Source organism: Nonomuraea sp. NPDC050328, from assembly GCF_044459405.1.
GTDB lineage: Bacteria > Actinomycetota > Actinomycetes > Streptosporangiales > Streptosporangiaceae > Nonomuraea.
Genome location: NZ_JBITIW010000002.1, coordinates 1039775 through 1058859 on the forward strand (window position 1 = coordinate 1039775; position 19085 = coordinate 1058859).

Consider the following 19085-nt stretch of genomic DNA (forward strand, 5'->3'; position numbering starts at 1 on the left):
GTCCGCCCGGCGTGCCGGACGGCCGGCTCTTCCCCGGATGTGGCCGGGCGGGGGAAGATGCCCGCATGTCCGTGCTGAAGATGCTTGCCGACAGCCTCCGCAGCGGCGCCGTCGAGGTCGTCGACCTCACCGCCCCCCTGTCCGCGGAGACCCCGATCCTCCAGCTCCCCGAGCCCTTCGCCAACACCATCCCGTTCCGGCTGGAGGAGATCAGCCGCTACGACGACCGCGGACCCGCCTGGTACTGGAACGACATCCACACCGGCGAGCACACCGGCACCCACTTCGACGCGCCCGTGCACTGGGTCACCGGCCAGGACGGCCTCGACGTCGCCCAGGTCCCCCTCCAGCACCTGCTCGCCCCCGCGGTCGTCCTCGACTGCACCGCAGAGGCGGGCAAGGACGCCGACTTCCTGCTGCAGATCGAGCACGTCCGCGACTGGGAACGCGCCAACGGCCCGCTGCCCGAGGGCGGCTGGCTGCTGTACCGCACCGGCTGGGACCGCCGCGCCGAGGACGGCGCCGCCTTCCTCAACCAGGGCTCGTGGCCGGGCATCTCGCCCGGGTGCGCGCGCTGGCTGGCCGAGGAGACGCCGATCCTGGGCGTCGGCGTCGAGACCGTCGGCACCGACGCGGGCGCCGCGCACTCCTTCGACCCGGCCTTCCCCTGCCACTCCTTCTTCCTGGGCGCGGGCAAGTACGGGCTCACTCAGCTCCGCAACCTGGACCGGCTGCCGGCGACCGGCGCGCTCGTCATCGCGCCGCCGCTGCCCATCCTCGGCGGGTCCGGCAGCCCGCTGCGCGTCCTGGCGCTGGTCGAGCGGTGAACGCCGCCGAAGCCGCCGGGCGGGTCCTGGCCGCGCTGGGCTGCCGGACGGCCTTCGGGGTGGTCGGGAGCGGCAACTTCCACCTCACCAACGCGCTCGTCGCCGCCGGGACGCGCTTCGTCGCCGCCCGGCACGAGGCCGGCGCGGTCACCATGGCCGACGCGCACGCCCGGCTCACCGGCTCGGTCGGCCTCGTCACCGTGCACCAGGGGCCGGGGCTCACCAACACGGTCACCGGCGTCGCCGAGGCGGCCAAGAGCCGGACGCCCCTGATCGTGGTCGCCGGAGAGGCCACGGACGAGCGGTCCAACTTCCACATCGACCAGGCCGGGCTGGTCGAGTCCGTGGGCGGGCTGTCGGTACGGCTCGGCTCGGGGGCGAGCGTGGTGGCGGAGGTCGTCGACCTGGTCAGGACCGCTCGTACGGCCCGCCTGCCGGTGCTGTTCAACCTGCCGCTCGACGTCCAGCGGGAGGAGGCCGCCTTCGGCCCCGAGCAGGAGGCCCGGATCGCCCAGGCCCTCGCCGACGGCCTGACCCTCACCGGACCGCAGGCGGCTTCGGCCCTTGACGGCGGGGCGGGGGCCGACGAGCTGGCGCGGAAGCTGGGCGCGGCCGAGCGGCCGGTGTTCATCGCCGGACGCGGCGCCCGGCACGCCCGCCGCCCGCTGGAGGAGCTCGCCGACCGGACCGGCGCCCTGCTGGCCACCTCGGCGGTCGCCAAGGGGCTGTTCCGGGGCAGCCCCTGGGATCTCGACGTGAGCGGCGGCTTCGCCACCCCGCTGGCCGCCGAGCTGATCGGGGGCGCGGACCTGGTGGTCGCCTGGGGCTGCGCGCTGACCATGTGGACCACGGCCCACGGCAAGCTCCTGCCGCCGGGGGCCGAGGTGATCCAGGTGGACGCCGACGAGGCCGCGCTCGGGCGCAACCGGCCGGTCAGCGCGGGCGTCGTGGGCGACGTCGCCGCGGTCGCCGCCAGGGTCGCCGCCGCGCTCGACCGGCCGGCCGGGGGGTATCGGAGCCCGGAGCTCGCCGAGCGCATCGCGCGGGAGGGGCGGTGGCGGTGCGTGCCGTACGAGGACGAGAGCGGGGCGGGGCGCATCGACCCGCGGACGTTGAGCATCGGGCTGGACGACGTGCTGCCGGCGGAGCGCGTGCTGGCCACCGATTCCGGAAATTTCATGGGATATCCGGCGATGTTCATCGATGTCCCGGATGAGCGGGGATTCTGCTGCACGCAGGGGTTCCAGTCCATCGGCCTGGGCCTGGCCACCGCGATCGGCGCGGCCCTCGCCCAGCCGGACCGGCTCCCCGTCGCCGCCCTCGGCGACGGCGGCGCGCTGATGGGGATCGCCGAGCTGGAGACCGTGGTGCGGCTCGGGCTGCCCATGGTCATCGTGGTCTACGACGACGAGGGGTACGGCGCCGAGGTGCACCACTTCCGCGGCGAGCCCATGCAGACCGTGACCTTCCCGCCGACCGATTTCGCCGCCCTGGCCGCGGGGTACGGCTGCGCCGCGGTGACCGTGACCGGGCCGGACGACCTGGCCGGGGTGGCCGAGTGGGTGAAGGGCGCGCGCGAACGTCCGCTGCTGGTGCACGCCAAGGTGACCCGCGAGCACGGCTCGTGGTGGCTGGAGGAGGCCTTCAAGGGTCATTGAGCCGGGGTTCGGTGGGCCTGAGCATGGTGCTCCGGGCCCACGTGCTCAAGGCGGGGCCCCGGTCAGGCCTGCGGTCCCGGCCGGGTCCTGCGGCCCCGGTCAGGTCTTGCGGTAGATCCAGGCCTCCTCCGCGGCGGCGAGCACCTCCGCCAGGCGCGCGCCGCCCCCGGCGGTGACCGCCGCCGCGACCGCGCCCTCCAGGAACGGCACGTCCGCCACGAGCACCCGCCCGGGCTCCTCCAGCAGCCGTGCGGTCAGCACGGAACTGCCGAGATCGGGCACCAGGACCACCCCGTCGCCCTCGTCGGCGTGCGCGATCGCCGTCTCGATCAGGTCGATGCTGGTCCCGAGCCCGCCGCCCACGTCGCCGCCCGCCCCGGCCAGCGGCACGCGCTCCCCGGCGATGCCGCGCACCAGCGCCACCGCCTCGGCCGCCATCCCGGCGCTGTGCGAGACCAGCACGACGCCTACCATCGGGCGGCCACCGTGTGCAGGGCCCTGACCAGCAGCGCCGCCGAGGCCGCGCCCGGATCCTCGTGGCCCTCGCTGCGTTCGCCCAGGTAACTGGCCCGGCCCTTGCGGGCGCGCAGCGGTGCCGTCGCCCGGGCACCCGCCTCTGCCGCGGTCGCCGCCCGGTCGAGCGCCTCCTCCAGTTTCACCCCGTCCTGTACGGCAAGCGCCAGGGCCGCGGCTGCCGGGCGGAGGGCGTCGATCATCGTCTTGTCGCCCACGGCGGCCTTGCCCAGCCGCTCGACCGCCACGACCCCGGCCTCCAACGCGGTGGCCAGGTCGGCGGGGGAGACCTGCGGGGCGTCGCCCAGCGCCTGGCCCATCAACCGCAACGCCGTGCCGTACAGGGGGCCGGAGGCGCCGCCGACCTTGCGGATGAGCAGGCTCCCGGCCGCACTGACCACCTTCCCGGGAGGGAGGGGGGAGCCGGAGGTGGGCGTCGGGGCCGGGTCGTCGGCCGGTGCCTGGGCGGGCACCGCTGCCTCCTGGATGGCGGTGAAGCCGCGGGTGAGGTTGGCGCCGTGGTCGGCGTCGCCGATGGCCGCGTCGAGCTCGGTGAGCCGGTCGCGGTGCGCGGCGACGACGGCGGCGCACTCGGCCAGCCAGGCGGTGAAGAAGGCGGCGTCCATCAGCGCCCCCAGCGCAGGCCGGGCGTCTCCACCGGCGCGTCCCAGAGCCGTTCGAGCTCGTCGGTGAGCCGGCAGACGCTGACCGAGAAGCCTTGCATGTCCAAGCTCGTCACGTAGTTCCCGACCAGCGACCGCGACACCCGCGCCCCCTTCCCGCGGATGTACGCCTCGACCTCGGCGAAGATCACGTACAGCTCCAGCAACGGCGTGCCGCCCATCCCGTTGACCAGCACGAGCAGATCCCCTTCGAGCGGCAGGTCACCGTGCACGGCGTCCATCGCCAGCCCGGCCAGCTCACGGGCCGTCCCCATGCCCGCCCGGCTGCGCCCCGGCTCGCCGTGGATGCCGATGCCCAGCTCCACCTGGTCGGCGGGCAGGTCGAAGGTGGCCTTCCCGGCCGACGGCACCGTGCAGGAGCTGAGCGCGACCCCGAACGAGCGGCTGCGCCCGTTCACGAGCTGCGCCGTCGCCGCCACCTCGGCCAGCGGCGCCCCCGCCTCGGCCAGCGCACCCGCGATCTTCTCCACGAACAACGTCGCACCGGTGCCGCGCCGCCCGGCGGTGTAGAGCGAGTCCTGGACCGCCACGTCGTCGTCGACCAGCACCGAGGCCACCTCCACGCCCTCCTCGGCGCAGAGCTCGGCGGCCAGCTCGAAGTTGAGCACGTCACCGGTGTAGTTCTTCACGATGTGCACCACGCCCGCGCCGCCGTGGCCGGCGGTGGTGGCCTGGACGATCTGGTCGGGCACCGGTGAGGTGAACACCTCGCCCGGACAGGCGGCGTCCAGCATGCCGTACCCCACGAAACCGGCATGGAGCGGCTCATGGCCGGAACCACCGCCCGACACCAGGCCGACCTTGCCCGGCGTCATCGTGGCGCGGTACACCACCCGCTCCGCCACGTCCACCCGCAACCCGGGGTGGGCGGCGGCGAGGCCGGCGAGGGCGTCGGCGACCGCGTCGCCGGGATCGTTGAGGAGCTTCTTCATCGGGTACGTGGCGCGCGCGGGGCGGCCACTCCTCCCTTCGCCGTCGCCGTGGGGGGCCTCGTTGCCACCTTCTACCCCGGCTTCGGGCGTCGCAAGGTTACGCAGGCGTAGGTTACTGTCTAGTTCATGGCCGAGCTCGTGTACCCGCCCGTGATCGCCGCGGCTAGGACCGTCTTCCGACTCATGGACTACCGCTTCCAGATGGAAGGCGTCGACCGCGTTCCAGCACGTGGTGGCGCGGTGCTGGTCAGCAACCACATCAGCTACCTCGACTTCATCTTCGCCGGCTACGCCGCCTTCCCGGCCGGCCGCAAGGTGCGGTTCATGGCCAAGAAGCAGGTCTTCGACCACCCGATCTCCGGGCCGCTCATGCGCGGCATGCGGCACATCCCGGTCGACCGCTCGGCCGGGGCCGACTCCTACGCGCACGCCCTCGGCCTGGTGCGCTCGGGCGAGATCGTCGGCGTCTTCGCCGAGGCGACGATCAGCCGGTCGTTCACCGTCAAGGAGATCAAGAACGGTGCGGTACGGCTGGCGCAGGAGGGCGGCGTGCCGCTCCTGCCGGTCGCGCTGTGGGGGACGCAGCGGCTCTGGACCAAGGGGCGGCCCAAGCGCCTCACCCAGCGGCACGTGCCGATCAGCATCCTGGTCGGGGAGCCCATGCAGGTCGGGCCGGACGACGACGTCGCGGCGCTGACCCTGGACCTGCGCGAGCGGATGCGCGGGCTGGTCGACCGGGCGCAGGCCGAGTACCCGGAGCGGGAGGCGGGTGCGTGGTGGCTGCCGGCTCACCTCGGTGGCAGTGCGCCCACCCCGGAGGAGGCGGCGGCGCTGGACGCGGAAGAGGCCGCTCAGCGGGCGGCCAAGCGCCGGTGACCCCGGGCGCGGGGCAGTCCTGGGCGGGTGCCGTCCTGTGGTGGGTCAGAGCGTGGCGTGGTGGTGGTGCGTGGCCGTGCGGATGTCGGCCAGCAGGATCGCCGCCTGCTGCTGGGTGAGCCGCCGGGCCGGGTCGTAGCGCAGCAGCCCCTCGATGACCGGCCGCAGCGCGCCGGCCCGCCGGGGCAGCGGGTACACGCCGTTCTGGATCATCGCCACGACCGTCGGGGCGTCCTTGCCCGGGTACGGCGGCTGCCCCTCGACCGCGCTGTAGAGCGTGGCCCCGAAGGACCACATGTCCGCTTCCTTGGTCGCCGCTCCGCCGTACAGCCTCTCGGGGGCCATGAACGCGGGAGTGCCGCGCAGCCCGCGCGAGGCCGGCGCGTTGGCGCCGGTGTCGGCGGTGGCGATGCCGAAGTCGGTGAGCACCACGCGGTCACCGGTGAGCATGACGTTGGCCGGCTTGACGTCGCGGTGCAGGACGCTGGAGCCGTGCGCGTTGCGGAGGGCGGCGAGCAGGTGCCGGCCGATCGCGGCGACCGACTGGGCGGGCAGGGTGCCGACCTGGGACAGGAGCTGGTGCAGGGACAGGCCGTCGAGGTACTCCATGACGATCCAGAGCCGCCCGCCCTCCTCGATGAGGTCGTGGACGGTGACGATGTTGGGGTGGCTCAGGCCGGCGGCCATCCGGGCTTCGCGGAGCACCCTGCGGCGCACCGCGGCGAGCTCGCCGGAGAGCGTCAGCTCCTTGAGCGCAACCTCGCGATGGAGAAGCTGGTCGAAAGCACGCCAGACAATGCCCATCCCCCCACGACCGGCCTCCTCGCTCAGGAGGTACCGTCCGCCGATCTCCCGCATACCATCCCCTCGTCGCTCGATCGTAATCATGTCACCTGATCACGGCCCGGGGGACACTTACCGTGATCCGGATATGCCGGAAACGACGGTGGTGCAGGTCAGGGGGCGGGAAATCAGTCGGGGCGAAATCAGCGCGACCGCGATCAAGCACACCACCACGGCCGACACGAACACCGCCGGCAGCCCGTACGCCTCGCCGACCAGCCCGCCGGCGAGCGCCCCGAGCGGGCTGCCGCCCATGCCGATCAGGCGGTAGGCGGAGTTCACCCGGCCGAGCAGTTCCTCCGGGATGATGCGCTGGCGCATCGAGATCACGATCACGTTGCCCGCCGCGCCGGTGACCCCCAGCAGGGCGCCGGTCACGTACAGGGCCCACGGGGTGGGGTACAGGACCGGGACCAACAGGAGCAGGCTGCTCAGCGTCCACACCGCCGCCAGCGTGCGCCCGTCGCCCAGCGCCGCGGCCACCCGGCTCGCCACCTGCGAGCCGACCAGCGCGCCGACCGCCAGCGTGGTCATCACCAGGCCGTACGCCGCGGGCTCCATGCCGATCCGCGAGCCCGCGCCGACCGCCCACAGGATGAACACCGCGAAGTAGGCGGCGTTGGCGAAGTTCAGCAGGCCGGCGGAGATGGCCAGCGTGCGGAGGAACCTGTGCTCGCGCAGGTACCGCAGCCCTGAGGCGATGTCGCGACGCAGGGGGCCGGTCGACGGGTTCTCCGGCCGGTAGGTGCCGCGCATCCCCACCAGGGCCAGTGCCGCCAGGCCGTAGAGCAGGGCCGGCGCCCCGATCACCGCCACCGGGACCAGCGCCACCAGCAGGCCGGCCAGCGGGGCGCCGACGAAGTCGTTGCCGATCGTCTGCACGCCCACCACCTGGCCGTTGGCGTGCGTCAGCCGCTCGCGCGGGACCGTCATCGGCAGTACGGCCTGGGCCGAGGTGTCGGCGAACACCTCCGACACGCCCGCCAGCAACACCGCCGCCACCAGCAGGGGGAGGCTCAGCCACCCGCACAACGCCAGCACCGTCGCCGCCCCCAGCGTCGCCGTGCGCACCAGGCCCGCCGCCATCATGATCCGCCGCCTGTCGCCCCGGTCGGCGATCGCGCCCGCGTGCAGGGCGAGCAGCAGCCACGGCAGCGTGGTGGCCATCCCCACCAGCGACACCAGCGTGGGGGACCTGGTCATCGTCACGGCCAGGAGCGGCGCGCCCACCTTGAGCAGCCCGTCCGCCAGGTTGGACGTGGCCGTGGAAACCAGCAGATGTCTGAACGCCCGCACAGGAACCTCTTCGTAGCAGCTTGTGCAAATCTTCCTTTGCAAAGCTATCTTTGCACACTTTCCTTTGCAAGCGGATATTCGGGCAGCTAGCGTATGGCTATGACCCCGCCCGCCCCGCTCTCCACCCCCGCCCCCGAGGACTCGCCGGGAGCCCCGCCCGGCACACCCACCTCTTCGCCCCGTTCAGCCGTTCGGGGCGCGATCGACTCCAAGGCCCGAGCAGCGGGCCCGGCCGGGGCTGCAGGAGTGGCGGGCTCGGTGGGAGCCGGGGTGGTGGGGGCGGCGGCTCGGAAGCTGACCGGGGCGGCGCTGAAGTCGTTCGCCCACCCCCTCCGGCTGCGGATCTACGAGCTGCTGGAGGAACACGGACCCCTGACCGCGACCAAACTGGCCGGCCTGCTCGACGAGAACACCGGCGCGACCAGCTACCACCTGCGGGAGCTGGCCCGGCACCAGATGATCGAGATCGCGGAGGGTCTCGGCCGGGGGAAGGAGAAGTACTGGCGCATCACCCCCGGCGGCTTCTCGACCGGCGAGCCGTGGAAGGAGCCGGACGCGGGAGCCGTACACGCGGCCCAGTTGCTCATCGACCGCGCTCTCGGTCAGCGGGCCGAGGAACTGGCCCGGTGGCGGCAGGAGGCCGCGTCCACGCCTGAGGAGTGGGTGCGGGGCAGCGTGCTGGGCCGGCGGTCGTTGCGGTTGACCGCGGCCGAGATGCACGAGATGGCGTCGGAGGTTCTGGAGGTGCTCGACCGGTTCCGGGCGGCGGCCGAGCGTCGCGAGACCGCTGCCGAGACGGCCCGGGTGATCGTGCACTTCGACGTGTTCCCGGTCGGTGTCACCGAGGAAGACTCGGGGGAGGGCCTGCAGGAAGACGGGCGGTAGGTCCGGCCCGGGCATGGCCAGGTCGAGCGGGCGGATCGGACGGGCCAGGCGCTAGTACGGCAGAGCGGCCCGAGCCTGGCGGCCGCAAAGGAGGGTGAGGGCCGGCCACGAGCAGACGGCGACCCGTGCCGCGAGCCGGCCAGATCGGCGGTGCGGTTGACGCTCTGGGCGGACAGGGAGACGAACTCGACCTGCACGGCACCTCAGTCAAAGGGCTCCGGCCAGAAACCCCGAGAGATCGCACCGGGAGGGGGCGCGGCGGGATGGGGGAGGAGGTCGCGCCGGGCTCCGCCTGGTCCCGGCGCGGCCGCGAGCCCCCAGGGGTGAAGGGTGGGACGCACATCCCTCACGTCCAAGTGCGTGAAGGAGCTACCCGGAAAGGACTGCCGCCCGGCGAGCCGCCGGCCGAGGGGAACGATGGGCGGCAGTCCGGTCTCCAGGGTCAGACCCGCCGCCAGAGCGCCGGCACGTTGGGCGGCTCCCAGCCGACCTGCGCCGTGTGCGCCTGCAGGCAGCGGTAGGAGGCTCCGCCGTACGTGACGGTGGCGCCGGCGGCGTAGGCCGTGCCCGCCGCCCAGGTCCCACCGCCGGGCGGCGGGCTGCTCGGGGGTGGGCTGGTGGGCGGCGGGCTGGTGGGGGGCGTGCCGGGCACGTTGAGGACGAAGTCGAAGGTCGCCTCACGGGCGTTGCCGACGGTACGGACGTTCATGAGCAGCGCCGGATTGAAGATCGTGTCGGTGCTGTTGCGCGGCTCGCCGGGGAAGTAGAGCTGCGTGGTGAGCACGGGCCGCCCGGGCGCCTGGACCTTGACGTGGATGTGCCGGGTACGGCCGGGGTAGAGGCCGGGCACGATCGTGGTGAGCCGGAAGGCGCCGGTGGCGTCGGAGAACTGGTGCCCGCGGAAGTTGTAGCCGGTGTTGTCGTAGGCGCCGTTGTTGTCCGCCTGCCAGAAGTCCAGCAGCGCGTTGGCGATCGGCTGGCAGGCCAGCCCGAAGACGAACCCGCTGACCGTCAGCCGCACGCCCGGCGTGGTGGAGGTGATCAGGGAGGTACGGCGGGGCGAGCTCGGCTTGAAGTAGGGCCCCTCGGTCTGCGGGGGCGTGGGGTCGTCGCCGTCGTCGCAGAAGGGCGTGGGGGTGAGCGGCTCCTCCATGGTGCGGGCCAGCGCGGGAAGCTGCGGCACCAGCAGCGGGAGCGGGGCGGCCACGATCGCCGCCTTGAACAACGTCTTGCGGGTGAGGCCCTTCGGGGTCTCCTCCATGGCTGGCTCCTGGGGGGTCAGAGGCTTTCTCCCAACCTGACACCCAGTCTGATCGGAGTGTACCCTACGATTTCCTATAGGATCTTGTTATGCCCGGCGTGACATGCGGGAACACCCGCGTGGGCTACGACTCCCAGACCTTGACGACAGTCAGCAGCCCGCCGGACACCAGCAGCAGGGCGAACCCCCAGTTGAGCCCGCCGAGGATCGCCCCGGCCAGAGCTCCTGCCGCGGCCAGCGCGATCACGGCGGCGATGACGATTCGGGCGGTGCGTGGCATGGGGCGGCTCCTCAGGTCATGGGTTCACCTCCGGAAGGCGTTCCACCGCGTTCCATGGCGGGCCGAGGGCCGGGCAGGAGGGCCACCAGCGCCACCAGCGCGACGGCTACGGGAACGCCCCAGAAGAGGACGGCCGGGATGGCCGCGGCAGGGGCGGCGTGTTCCCGGGCGAGGAGGGCGCCGAAGAGCGAGACGCCCATCGACAGGCCCAGGCCGCGGACCGACACCACGGCCGAGGTGGTGGCGGCCAGGTCGGCCGGGGGGACCGCGTTCTGCGCCACGACGACCAGGTTCTGCATCAGGAGGCCGAAGCCGAGCCCCAGGACGGCCAGCCCGAGGGCCGCCCAGCCGTACGGCAGGCCGGGCGTGAGGCGGCTGAGCAGGAGGAAGCCCAGCACCACCACGGCCGAACCGGTCATCAGGACGGGCTTGACCCGGGCGCCGGCGGTGATCCGGGCTCCGGCCAGCGAGGAGACCGCCATGAAGGTCAGCACGTACGGCATGAGCGCCAGGCCGGCCTGGGTGGCGCTCATGCCGTACGCGGCCTGGAGGTAGGTGGGCAGGTAGACGATCGAGCCGCCGAGCAACGCGCCGAGCAGCCCGGCGGCGGGGAGGGCGGCGCGCAGGACCGGGCCGGCGAACAACCGCACCGGGAGCAGAGCGTCGGCGGTGCGGCGCTGGCGGCGGACGAACAGCACCGACAGCGTCACCGCCGCACCGAGCAGGCCCAGGATCGCGGGCGAGCCCCAGACGTGCTCCCGGCCGCCCCACTCGGCGACCAGCAGCAGGCCGACCACGGTGCCCGTCAGCAGGGCGGCGCCGGTGAGGTCGATCCGGACCTTCGCCCTGCTTCCGGGCAGGCGCAGGCCGGCCGCGGTGAGGGCCATGGCGAGCAGGCCCAAGGGGAGGTTGACGAAGAAGATCCACCGCCAGCCCCAGGCGTCCGTGATCGCGCCGCCGGCCAGCGGGCCGCCGACGCCGGCGAGGGCGAACACGCCGCCGGTGAAGCCCTGCACCTTGCTGCGGAGGCGTTGCGGGTACAGCTCGGACAAGGCGGTAGCGGGGAGGACGAACAGGGCTCCGGCGCCGATGCCCTGGAGGGTCCTGGCGGCGATGAGCTGCGGTGTCGACGCGGCGAGGCCGCAGAGGGCGGAGCCGGCGACGAAGACGGCGAGGGCGGCGAGGAACACCGGGCGGCGGCCGAAGCGGTCGCTGACCCTGCCGTACAGCGCTCCCGTCGCGGTGGAGGTCAGGACGTAGGCGGTGACGATCCAGCCGACCGCGTCCAGGCCGCCGAGGTCGGCGGCGATGGCCGGCAGGGCCAGGGCCACCACGGTCTGGTCGAGGACCGACAGCAGCATGCCGAGCAGCAGGCCGGCGGTGGCCAGGGGGACGTTGCCACGCGGGGTGACCAGGATCATGCGCCCTGACCCCTTTCCCGGGAGGAGAGGGGCGAGGTCTCCCGAGACCCGTCCAGAAGGGGGTCGGGTGAGGCGGGGGTGTGGGAGTAGGGGAGGGGCGGGGTCTTCTGCAGGAGGGGGTCGGGCGAAGAGGGAGCGTGGGAGGAGGGGCTGGGGAGGGGGTGGTCGGTGGTGAGGAGGTCCTGGTCCAGGGCGGCCGCGGCGATGGTGCCGCTGGCGGCGGCGGCGATGACGGCGGCCATGGGCACCGGCATGCCGGCCCGGCGGGCCATGTCGCCGGCCGCGTACACGCCGCGCACGCTGGTGCGGCCGAGGTCGTCCACCTCGACACACCCGTCGTCGAACACCGCGCAGCCGAGCCGGGCGGCCAGGTCGGACCGCTGGCGCGGCACGTTGACGACGAACACCACGTCCCGGGCCAAGGACGGCCCGGACTCGAACACGACCTGCTCCAGCAGCCCGTCCGCCCCTTCGAGCCGGGCGACGGGCTCGCACCGCACACCGACCCCGCTCGTCTCCAAGATGGCCCGCACGTCGGCGGAGAGCGGGTGCCCGTCGGTGCAGAGCACGACGTCGGCGGCGAACCGGCTCAGCTGCAGCGCCAGCCGTACCCGGGAAAGCTCGGCCCCCAGCACCGCCACCCGCCGGCCCGTGCACTCGTAGCCGTGGCAGTACGGGCAGTGCACCGCGGTGCGGCCCCACAGCTCGGCAACCCCGCGCGGCCCGGGCAGGTCGTCGGCGAGCCCGGTGGCCAGCACGAGCCGACGTGCTCCCACGCTCTCGCCGGTGGACAGCTCCAGGCGGAAACCCTCGCCGTCCAATGCACGGACGACGGTGCCGGTGACCATCCGCACGGTGGGGTAGGCCGCCAGTTCAGCGTGGGCGAGGGCGCGCAGCTCGGCCGGGGGAGTGCCGTCCCGGGTGAGGAAGTTGTGCACCTGGGCGGCAGGCGCGTTGCGGCCCTGGCCGGCGTCGATCACGAGCACCTGCCGGTGGACCCGGCCGAGGGTGAGGGCGGCGGCCAGCCCGGCCGGGCCGCCGCCGACGATGACGGCGTCGAACATGTCTTGCCTCCGAAAAATCTTGACGGGGAGAGCAAGTCTGCAAGTTAATGTCAACATGAAGTCAAGCGAGACGACGATGCGGATCGGTGAGCTCGCCGAGCGGTTCGATCTGGCCCCGCACGTGCTGCGGCACTGGGAGTCGGTGGGGCTGCTGTCGCCCGCCGACCGGATCAACGGGCGTCGCCGCTACACGCACGACCACGTCGTCCGGGTGGTGACGATCCTGCGGGCGAAGGCGGCCGGGATGAGCCTGGACCAGATCCGGGAGGTGCTGACCCGCACCGGCCGGGCCGAGCGGCAGGCGTTGCTCCAGCGGCACCACGCCGAGCTGGAGCGGCGGCTCGCGGAGATCGCGGCCTCCAAGGCGCTCATCGAGCATCTGATGGAGTGCACGGCCGACGATTTCGCCCAGTGCCCCGTCTACCGCCGCCTGACCGAGACCGCATGACGAGGATGGCGGCCGCATGCCTTGATCGGTGAGCGTCGGCCGGGCACGGTGGGAGGAAAACGCCATCCCCCGGAGGACCCATGCCAGACCAGGTCGAACTGCTGCGCCGGCTGATCGTCCTCGACTCGGTCAACCCCGACCTGGTCCCCGGCGGCTCCGGTGAGGCCGCGATCGCCGACTACTGCGCGGGCTGGCTGGCCGAGCGCGGGTTCGAGATCACCTGGCTGGAGGAGCGCCCCGGCCGCCCGTCGGTCGTCGCCGTCGCGCGGGGGAGCGGCGGCGGCCCGGCGCTGATGCTCAACGGCCACCTCGACACCGTCACCCTGGCCGGCTACGACGGCGACCCGCTCGCGCCACGCGTCGAGGACGGCCGGCTGTACGGCAGGGGCGCGTTCGACATGAAGAGCGGCCTCGCCGCCATGATGACCGCCGCCGCCCGGGCGGTCGCGGCCGGTCCGCTCCGCGGCGACCTGCTGGTCTGCTGCGTGGCCGACGAGGAGCACTCCAGCGCCGGCACCGAGGAGGTCCTGCGCGGCTTCAGCGCCGACGCGGCGATCGTCACCGAGCCCAGCCACCTGGAGATCACCCTCGCGCACAAGGGCTTCGCCTGGTTCGACGTCGTCGTGGAGGGGGTCGCCGCGCACGGCTCGCGCCCCGACCTGGGCGTGGACGCCATCGCCAAGGCCGGGCACTTCCTGGTCGCGATCGAGGAGTGGGGCGAGCGGCTGGCCGCCGGTCCGGCGCATCCGCTGCTGGGCCGGGGCAGCGTGCACGCCTCGCTGATCCGCGGCGGCGAGGAGGCCTCCAGCTATCCGGCGGCCTGCCGGATCACCGTCGAGCGCCGCACGGTGCCGGGTGAGCGGCCGGAGGCGGAACTGGCCGCCATCCTCGACCGGCTCGCCGCGACCGTGCCCGGCTTCGCCTACCGCCTCGAACCCGGGCTGCGCCGCGAGCCCTTCGAGGCCGACCGCGAGGCGGCGATCGTGCGGACCGTGCTGGCCCAGGCCGAGCAGGTGCTGGGCCGGCCGCCGGTCATCCGGGCCGAGCCGTTCTGGACCGACTGCGCCCTGCTGGCCGGGGCGGGCATCCCGTGCCTGCTGGTCGGCGTGGACGGCGGCGGCGCGCACGCGGCCACCGAATGGGTGGAGCTCGACTCCCTCGACCGGCTCACCGAGTTGCTCACCCGGACGATCTGGGAGTTTTGCTCCTGACTTAGGCAAGGCTTTCCTACCTGCGCTGATCGGTGTAGGTTAGCCTTGCCTAAGTAAGGAGTTGTGGTGGCTGACGCCTTTCGCGCGTTTGACGTCCGGGTCCGGAGCCTGCAGCGGCTCAGCCCGTCGTTCCTGCGAGTGACCTTCACCGGTGAGGATCTGCACGAGTTCGCGGACAACGGCTACGACCAGCGCATCAAGCTGATCCTGCCGCTCCCCGGCACGGGCGTCTCGCGCTTCCCGCGCGGCGCCGACTGGTTCAAGCAGTGGTACGCCCAGGGCGAGGAGCGCAACCCGCTGCGCACCTACACCGTCCGCGCGGTCCGCCCCGAACTGTCCGAGGTCGACATCGACGTCGTCCTGCACGACGACGCCGCCGGCACGCCCGGACCCGCCGCCCGCTGGATCGCGAGCGCCGAACCGGGCTCCGAGGCCGGGCTGTTCGGCCCCGACGCCCGCTTCGAGGGCGCTCACGGCGGCCTGGAGTTCCACCCGCCCACCGGTTTCGCGACGGTGCTGCTGGCCGGCGACGAGACCGCCGTCCCGGCGATCATCGGCATCCTGGAGCGCCTGCCCGCGCACATCACCGGCGAGGCGCTGCTGGAGGTCCCGCACGAGAGCGACGCCCAGCCGATCGTCTCCGCGAGCGCGGTGAAGGTCACCTGGCTGGCCCGCGGCCACGAGGAGTGGGGCAGCCGCCTGGTGCCCGCCGTCGAGCAGGCCGCCGCCCGGCTGCTCCCGAGCGGTACGGCAGGCGTCGAGCCCGAGGAGGTCGACGTCGACGCCGAGATCCTCTGGGAGGTCCCCGAGGAGGGCGACGGCCCCTGCTACGCCTGGCTGGCCGGCGAGGCCGCGGTGATCAAGCGGCTGCGCCGCCACCTGGTCTCCGAGCGCGGCATGGACCGCAAGGCCGTCGCGTTCATGGGCTACTGGCGCCAGGGCCGCGCCGAGGACGCGTGAGCGCTCGGTGAGCACGAACGCCTCGACGAGCACTGACGCCCCGATGAACCCGGACGCCCCGACGAACAACCCCGACGCATCGAGCGCCGCCGACAGCGCGCTCGCCGGCACCGACCTGTGCCTGGGGTACGCCGGCCGTACCGTGGTCGACGGCGCCTGCATCAGCCTGGCCGCCGGCGCGGTCACCGCGCTGGTCGGTCCCAACGGCAGCGGCAAGTCCACCCTGCTCCGGGCCCTGGCCCGCCTGCACCGCCCCGACTCGGGCGAGGTACGGCTGGCCGGCGGCGACGACGCGCTGGCCCTGTCCGCCCGCGACTTCGCCCGCCGGGTCACCCTGCTGTCGCAGAGCCGCCCCACGCCCACCGGCGTGCGGGTGCGGGACGTGGTCGGCTACGGCCGCCACCCGCACCGGGGCCGCTGGCGCGCCGCCGACCCCGACGGCGAGCGCGCGATCACCCACGCCATGGAGCTCACCGGCGTGGGCGTGATGGCCGACCGCGCCGTGGACGAGCTGTCCGGCGGCGAGATGCAGCGCGTCTGGCTGGCCACCTGCCTGGCCCAGGACGCCGGCGTCCTGCTGCTGGACGAGCCCACCACCTTCCTCGACCTGCGCTACCAGGTCGAGCTGCTCGAACTCGTGCGTGACCTGGCCGACCGGCACGGCGTGGCCGTCGGCGTGGTCCTGCACGACCTCAACCAGGCGGCGGAGATCGCCGACCGCGTCGTGCTCCTGCACGGCGGCCGGGTGCGCGCCGACGGCGCCCCCGCGCAGGTCCTCACCGAGGACCTGCTCACCGAGGCCTACGGCATCCGCGTCGAGGCCACGATCGATCCCCTGAACGGCCTGGTCCGCACCCGCCCGCTGGGTCGCCACCTGGCGATGAAAGGCTGAGAAATCCCCATGCGTTCCCTCCTGGCGGTCGTCGCCGCCACGTTGCTCCTGAGTGCCTGCGGCACCACCGAGGCCCCGGTCGCCCAGGAGGCCGCGGCGCCCTCCGGTTCCGCCTCCGCCTCCGCCGCGCAGATCACCCTGACCGACGCCCGCGGCAAGCAGATCACCCTCGACAAGCCCGCGACGAGGGTCGTCGGCCTGGAGTGGGGCGAGGTCGAGCTGCTGGTCACGCTCGGCGTGCAGCCGGTCGGCGTCGCCGACGTCAAGGGTTACGGCACCTGGGTCACCGCGGCCCCGCTCGACCCCTCGGTCAAGGACATCGGCAACCGCCAGGAGCCCAGCGTCGACTCCATCGCCGCGCTCCAGCCGGACCTGGTCGTGATGGAGTCCGACGACTCCGGCCTGATCACCCAGCTCGAGAAGATCGCCCCGGTGATCGTCGCCAAGGGCAGCGACGCCTCGGCCAACATCGAGCGCATGCGTGACGACCTCACTCTGATCGCCACCGCGGTCGGCAAGACCGACGTGGCCACCAAGGTGCTGGCCGACTTCGACACCGCCCTGGCCGACGGCAAGGCGAAGATCGCCGCCTCCGGCTCGGCCGGGCAGAAGTTCATGATGGCCGACGGCTGGAAGGACGGCAGCAAGATCTCCATCCGCCCGTTCGGCAAGGGCTCGCTGGTCTCCGACGTCGCCGAGCAACTCGGCCTGGCCAACGCCTGGACCGGCGAGGTCGACAAGGTGTGGGGCCTGGGCAGCACCGACGTCGAGGGCATGACCGCGGTCAAGGACGAGAACCTCCGCTTCTTCTACAGCGCCTCCGACGGCATCGACGTCTTCGCCGACCTGGCCGCCAACCCGCTGTGGAAGTCGCTCTCCTTCGTCAAGCAGGACCGGGTCACCAAGCTGCCCGACGGCATCTGGACCTTCGGCGGCCCGCTGTCGTCCCGGCAGTTCGCCGACGCCCTGGTGAAGGCCTACACCGGGTGATCACCGCAGTCGAGGCTCCCGCGTCGCCGATGCGCAGAATCGGCGTCGCGGGGGCCTTCCTCGTGACCCTGGCGGCCATCGCCGTCCTCGCCGTGGTGCACCTGACTCAGGGCACCTCGGACACCGACCTGTTCGCCCTCGACGAGCAGGCCATGAACGTGCTCGTCGCCTCCCGGCTGCCGCGCCTGCTGGCCGCGGTCAGCGTCGGCGTCGCGCTCGGCGCGGCGGGCGCGCTGCTGCAGTCGGTCGCGCGCAACCCGCTGGCCTCGCCCGACACGCTGGCCGTCAGCAACGGCGCCTACCTGGCCGTCGTGCTGGCCGCCACCTTCGGCCTCAGCCTGCCCGCCTTCCTGTCCGGCGGCCTGTCCTTCCTCGGCGGCCTGGCCGCCGCCGCCCTGGTGCTCGCCCTGTCGGCCGGTGGCAGGACCGGCACCACCCGGCTCATCCTGGCCGGCTCGGCCACCGCGCTGGCCCTGCAGGCGATGACCACCCTGCTCATGATCCTCTTCCAGGAGGAGAACACCGGCCTGTTCGCCTGGGGCAGCGGCTCGCTGGTGCAGAGCGACCTCGGCGGCGTCACCCAGATGGCCCCGGTGATCCTGCTCGCGATCGGCGCGGCCGTGCTGCTCGGCGCCCGCCTCGACATCCTCGGCCTCGGCGACGACACCGCCCAGGTGCTGGGCGTGCGCGTGCGGCGGCTGCGGCTGACGGTCATCGTGCTCGCCGTCCTGCTGTCGGCCGCCGCGGTCACCGTCGCCGGGCCCATCGGCTTCGTCGGCCTGTGCGCGCCGGTCATCGTCCGGCTCGTCGCCCGGCGGCTGCCCGAGCTGAGCCGGCACCGGGCCCTGGTGCCGCTGTCCGCGCTGGCGGGCGCGGTCATCCTGCTCGGCGCCGACATCGCGCTGCGCTTCCTGCTCGGCGCGCAGGCCGGCGTGGACGTCCCGCCCGGCGTGGTGACCTCCATGCTCGGCGCGGGCGTGCTCATGTGGCTGGCCCGCCGGCACCGCGACGCCGGTCCCACCCGGCAGCCCCCGACCGTGCGCACCGCCGACACCGGCCGCACCGCCTTCGCGGTGCTCCTTGTCTCCGGTACGGCCCTGCTGATCGGCGCGGTCGTGCTCGGCCTGCTCGGCGGCGACACCTGGCTGCTCACCGGCGACGTCGCCAACTGGCTGCAGGGCCGGACCGGCAAGGCCCTGACCTACGTGCTCGACCAGCGCTGGCCCCGCGTCGCCGCGGCGATCCTGGCCGGTGCGGCGCTCGCCGTGGCCGGTGCGGCGTTCCAGGCCGTCTCCCGCAACCCGCTGGCCGAGCCGGGCGTGCTCGGCATCACCGCGGGCGCGGGCGCGGCGGCCATCGCCCTGCTCACGCTCGTGCCCATGGCCGGGATCGCGATGGTGTCCGGCGCGGCCGGGCTCGGCGCGCTGGCCGCCTTCGCCCTGGTCTACCTGCTGGCCTGGAAGGGCGGGCTCAGCTCCGACCGGCTCGTGCTCATGGGGGTCGGCGCGCACGCCCTGTTCAACGCGATCACCATCCTGATCATCGTCAAGTCGGACCCGTGGAACACCGCCAAGGCGCTGACCTGGCTGTCCGGCTCGACGTACGGGCGGGTCCCGGCGCAGCTCCTGCCGGTCGCGGTGGCGTTGCTGCTCTTCCTGCCGCTGGCGTTGTGGCTGCGGCGCGACCTCGACCTGCTCGCGCTCGACGAGGACACTCCGCGCGTGCTCGGCGTGCCGCTCGAACCGGTGCGGCTGCTCGGGCTGGGCGGGGCGGTGATCCTCACCTCCACCGCGGTCTCGGCCGTCGGCGTGGTGGGCTTCGTCGGCCTGGTCGCCCCGCACGCCGCCCGCGCCCTGGTGGGCGGGCGGCACGTCCGGCTGCTGCCGATGGCGGCGGTGCTCGGGGCGCTGCTGGTGAGCCTGGCCGACACGCTGGGCCGTACCGTCATCGCCCCCGCCCAGGTGCCGGCCGGCCTGGTGACCGCGCTGCTCGGCACGCCGTACTTCGTCTGGCTCCTGTGGCGCAGCCGAGCCGCCCGCGCCTGA

General features: G+C 73.6%; 19 protein-coding genes. 10 read left to right on the forward strand and 9 right to left on the reverse strand.

Features of this window, described 5'->3' with window-relative positions; translation table 11 throughout:
* The first annotated feature begins 65 nt into the window (after nucleotides 1-65).
* Both ACIBG7_RS10975 and ACIBG7_RS10980 read left to right on the forward strand, forming a co-directional pair.
* On the forward strand, nucleotides 66-827 hold the full coding sequence (locus ACIBG7_RS10975) for a cyclase family protein (RefSeq protein ID WP_397335900.1): 762 nt from the start codon (nucleotides 66-68) through the stop codon (nucleotides 825-827).
* Nucleotides 824-2485: a thiamine pyrophosphate-binding protein gene (locus ACIBG7_RS10980; RefSeq protein WP_397335902.1), complete on the forward strand. Its 1662-nt coding sequence runs from the start codon at nucleotides 824-826 to the stop codon at nucleotides 2483-2485. Before ACIBG7_RS10975 ends, ACIBG7_RS10980 begins: the two co-directional genes overlap by 4 nt.
* A gap of 99 nt (nucleotides 2486-2584) precedes the next feature.
* On the opposite strand, the gene ACIBG7_RS10985 is transcribed toward ACIBG7_RS10980, so the two are convergent.
* The 3 genes from ACIBG7_RS10985 to dhaK are packed head-to-tail and all read right to left on the reverse strand — an operon-like array spanning nucleotide 2585 to nucleotide 4613.
* A complete protein-coding gene (locus ACIBG7_RS10985) occupies nucleotides 2585-2959 on the reverse strand; it encodes a phosphoenolpyruvate--protein phosphotransferase (RefSeq protein WP_357924739.1) in 375 nt (124 codons plus the stop codon).
* The gene (gene dhaL, locus ACIBG7_RS10990) at nucleotides 2953-3624 is read right to left on the reverse strand and encodes a dihydroxyacetone kinase subunit DhaL (protein ID WP_397335903.1); all 672 of its coding nucleotides are present in this window, start codon (nucleotides 3622-3624) and stop codon (nucleotides 2953-2955) included. Before dhaL ends, ACIBG7_RS10985 begins: the two co-directional genes overlap by 7 nt.
* The gene (gene dhaK, locus ACIBG7_RS10995) at nucleotides 3624-4613 is read right to left on the reverse strand and encodes a dihydroxyacetone kinase subunit DhaK (RefSeq protein WP_397335904.1); all 990 of its coding nucleotides are present in this window, start codon (nucleotides 4611-4613) and stop codon (nucleotides 3624-3626) included. The genes dhaL and dhaK overlap by 1 nt, the downstream gene beginning before the upstream one ends.
* Before the next feature lie 126 nt (nucleotides 4614-4739).
* Here dhaK and ACIBG7_RS11000 point away from each other — a divergent pair, with 126 nt between their 5' ends.
* The gene (locus tag ACIBG7_RS11000) at nucleotides 4740-5489 is read left to right on the forward strand and encodes a lysophospholipid acyltransferase family protein (protein ID WP_357924745.1); all 750 of its coding nucleotides are present in this window, start codon (nucleotides 4740-4742) and stop codon (nucleotides 5487-5489) included.
* Nucleotides 5490-5534: 45 nt separating this feature from the next.
* On the opposite strand, the gene ACIBG7_RS11005 is transcribed toward ACIBG7_RS11000, so the two are convergent.
* Together ACIBG7_RS11005 and ACIBG7_RS11010 are read right to left on the reverse strand one after the other, a co-directional pair.
* The gene (locus ACIBG7_RS11005; protein WP_397335905.1) at nucleotides 5535-6347 is read right to left on the reverse strand and encodes a serine/threonine-protein kinase; all 813 of its coding nucleotides are present in this window, start codon (nucleotides 6345-6347) and stop codon (nucleotides 5535-5537) included.
* A gap of 57 nt (nucleotides 6348-6404) precedes the next feature.
* Nucleotides 6405-7628, reverse strand: coding sequence for an MFS transporter (locus tag ACIBG7_RS11010; protein ID WP_397335906.1), 1224 nt, complete (start codon nucleotides 7626-7628; stop codon nucleotides 6405-6407).
* Nucleotides 7629-7727: 99 nt separating this feature from the next.
* Between ACIBG7_RS11010 and ACIBG7_RS11015 the strand changes: the two genes are divergently transcribed.
* Complete coding sequence (locus ACIBG7_RS11015) at nucleotides 7728-8513, forward strand: ArsR/SmtB family transcription factor (RefSeq protein WP_397335907.1); 786 nt, start codon at nucleotides 7728-7730, stop codon at nucleotides 8511-8513.
* Between the two features lie 442 nt (nucleotides 8514-8955).
* On the opposite strand, the gene ACIBG7_RS11020 is transcribed toward ACIBG7_RS11015, so the two are convergent.
* The 4 genes from ACIBG7_RS11020 to ACIBG7_RS11035 form a co-directional block, all read right to left on the reverse strand.
* The gene (locus ACIBG7_RS11020; RefSeq protein WP_357924759.1) at nucleotides 8956-9774 is read right to left on the reverse strand and encodes a carbohydrate-binding protein; all 819 of its coding nucleotides are present in this window, start codon (nucleotides 9772-9774) and stop codon (nucleotides 8956-8958) included.
* A 124-nt stretch (nucleotides 9775-9898) separates the two neighbouring features.
* Nucleotides 9899-10054, reverse strand: coding sequence for a hypothetical protein (locus tag ACIBG7_RS11025; protein WP_357924761.1), 156 nt, complete (start codon nucleotides 10052-10054; stop codon nucleotides 9899-9901).
* 11 nt (nucleotides 10055-10065) lie between these two features.
* Nucleotides 10066-11475, reverse strand: coding sequence for an MDR family MFS transporter (locus ACIBG7_RS11030; protein WP_397335909.1), 1410 nt, complete (start codon nucleotides 11473-11475; stop codon nucleotides 10066-10068).
* A complete protein-coding gene (locus ACIBG7_RS11035) occupies nucleotides 11472-12539 on the reverse strand; it encodes an NAD(P)/FAD-dependent oxidoreductase (protein WP_397335910.1) in 1068 nt (355 codons plus the stop codon). Before ACIBG7_RS11035 ends, ACIBG7_RS11030 begins: the two co-directional genes overlap by 4 nt.
* Before the next feature lie 55 nt (nucleotides 12540-12594).
* On the opposite strand from ACIBG7_RS11035, the gene ACIBG7_RS11040 reads away from it, so the two are divergent.
* From ACIBG7_RS11040 to ACIBG7_RS11065, 6 genes are all read left to right on the forward strand, one after another.
* Nucleotides 12595-12987 (forward strand): MerR family transcriptional regulator, encoded by a 393-nt coding sequence (locus ACIBG7_RS11040; protein ID WP_397335911.1) that lies wholly within the window; start codon nucleotides 12595-12597, stop codon nucleotides 12985-12987.
* A gap of 80 nt (nucleotides 12988-13067) precedes the next feature.
* The gene (locus tag ACIBG7_RS11045) at nucleotides 13068-14198 is read left to right on the forward strand and encodes a M20/M25/M40 family metallo-hydrolase (protein WP_397335912.1); all 1131 of its coding nucleotides are present in this window, start codon (nucleotides 13068-13070) and stop codon (nucleotides 14196-14198) included.
* A gap of 66 nt (nucleotides 14199-14264) precedes the next feature.
* Nucleotides 14265-15158: a siderophore-interacting protein gene (locus ACIBG7_RS11050; RefSeq protein ID WP_357924774.1), complete on the forward strand. Its 894-nt coding sequence runs from the start codon at nucleotides 14265-14267 to the stop codon at nucleotides 15156-15158.
* A gap of 7 nt (nucleotides 15159-15165) precedes the next feature.
* Nucleotides 15166-16050: an ABC transporter ATP-binding protein gene (locus ACIBG7_RS11055; protein ID WP_357924777.1), complete on the forward strand. Its 885-nt coding sequence runs from the start codon at nucleotides 15166-15168 to the stop codon at nucleotides 16048-16050.
* A 9-nt stretch (nucleotides 16051-16059) separates the two neighbouring features.
* Nucleotides 16060-17040: an ABC transporter substrate-binding protein gene (locus ACIBG7_RS11060; protein WP_397335913.1), complete on the forward strand. Its 981-nt coding sequence runs from the start codon at nucleotides 16060-16062 to the stop codon at nucleotides 17038-17040.
* Nucleotides 17037-19085: an iron ABC transporter permease gene (locus ACIBG7_RS11065; RefSeq protein ID WP_397335914.1), complete on the forward strand. Its 2049-nt coding sequence runs from the start codon at nucleotides 17037-17039 to the stop codon at nucleotides 19083-19085. Before ACIBG7_RS11060 ends, ACIBG7_RS11065 begins: the two co-directional genes overlap by 4 nt.

Excerpts from the sequence above, each read along its gene's own strand:
- ACIBG7_RS11045 (WP_397335912.1), top strand. The coding sequence starts at position 13,068 with ATGCCAGACCAGGTCGAACTGCTGCGCCGGCTGATCGTCCTCGACTCG.
- ACIBG7_RS11020 (WP_357924759.1), bottom strand. The coding sequence starts at position 9,774 with ATGGAGGAGACCCCGAAGGGCCTCACCCGCAAGACGTTGTTCAAGGCG.
- ACIBG7_RS10985 (WP_357924739.1), bottom strand. The coding sequence starts at position 2,959 with ATGGTAGGCGTCGTGCTGGTCTCGCACAGCGCCGGGATGGCGGCCGAG.
- ACIBG7_RS11005 (WP_397335905.1), bottom strand. The coding sequence starts at position 6,347 with ATGCGGGAGATCGGCGGACGGTACCTCCTGAGCGAGGAGGCCGGTCGT.
- dhaK (WP_397335904.1), bottom strand. The coding sequence starts at position 4,613 with ATGAAGAAGCTCCTCAACGATCCCGGCGACGCGGTCGCCGACGCCCTC.
- ACIBG7_RS10975 (WP_397335900.1), top strand. The coding sequence starts at position 66 with ATGTCCGTGCTGAAGATGCTTGCCGACAGCCTCCGCAGCGGCGCCGTC.
- ACIBG7_RS11060 (WP_397335913.1), top strand. The coding sequence starts at position 16,060 with ATGCGTTCCCTCCTGGCGGTCGTCGCCGCCACGTTGCTCCTGAGTGCC.
- ACIBG7_RS11035 (WP_397335910.1), bottom strand. The coding sequence starts at position 12,539 with ATGTTCGACGCCGTCATCGTCGGCGGCGGCCCGGCCGGGCTGGCCGCC.
- ACIBG7_RS11025 (WP_357924761.1), bottom strand. The coding sequence starts at position 10,054 with ATGCCACGCACCGCCCGAATCGTCATCGCCGCCGTGATCGCGCTGGCC.
- dhaL (WP_397335903.1), bottom strand. The coding sequence starts at position 3,624 with ATGGACGCCGCCTTCTTCACCGCCTGGCTGGCCGAGTGCGCCGCCGTC.
- ACIBG7_RS11030 (WP_397335909.1), bottom strand. The coding sequence starts at position 11,475 with ATGATCCTGGTCACCCCGCGTGGCAACGTCCCCCTGGCCACCGCCGGC.
- ACIBG7_RS11040 (WP_397335911.1), top strand. The coding sequence starts at position 12,595 with ATGAAGTCAAGCGAGACGACGATGCGGATCGGTGAGCTCGCCGAGCGG.
- ACIBG7_RS11015 (WP_397335907.1), top strand. The coding sequence starts at position 7,728 with ATGACCCCGCCCGCCCCGCTCTCCACCCCCGCCCCCGAGGACTCGCCG.
- ACIBG7_RS11000 (WP_357924745.1), top strand. The coding sequence starts at position 4,740 with ATGGCCGAGCTCGTGTACCCGCCCGTGATCGCCGCGGCTAGGACCGTC.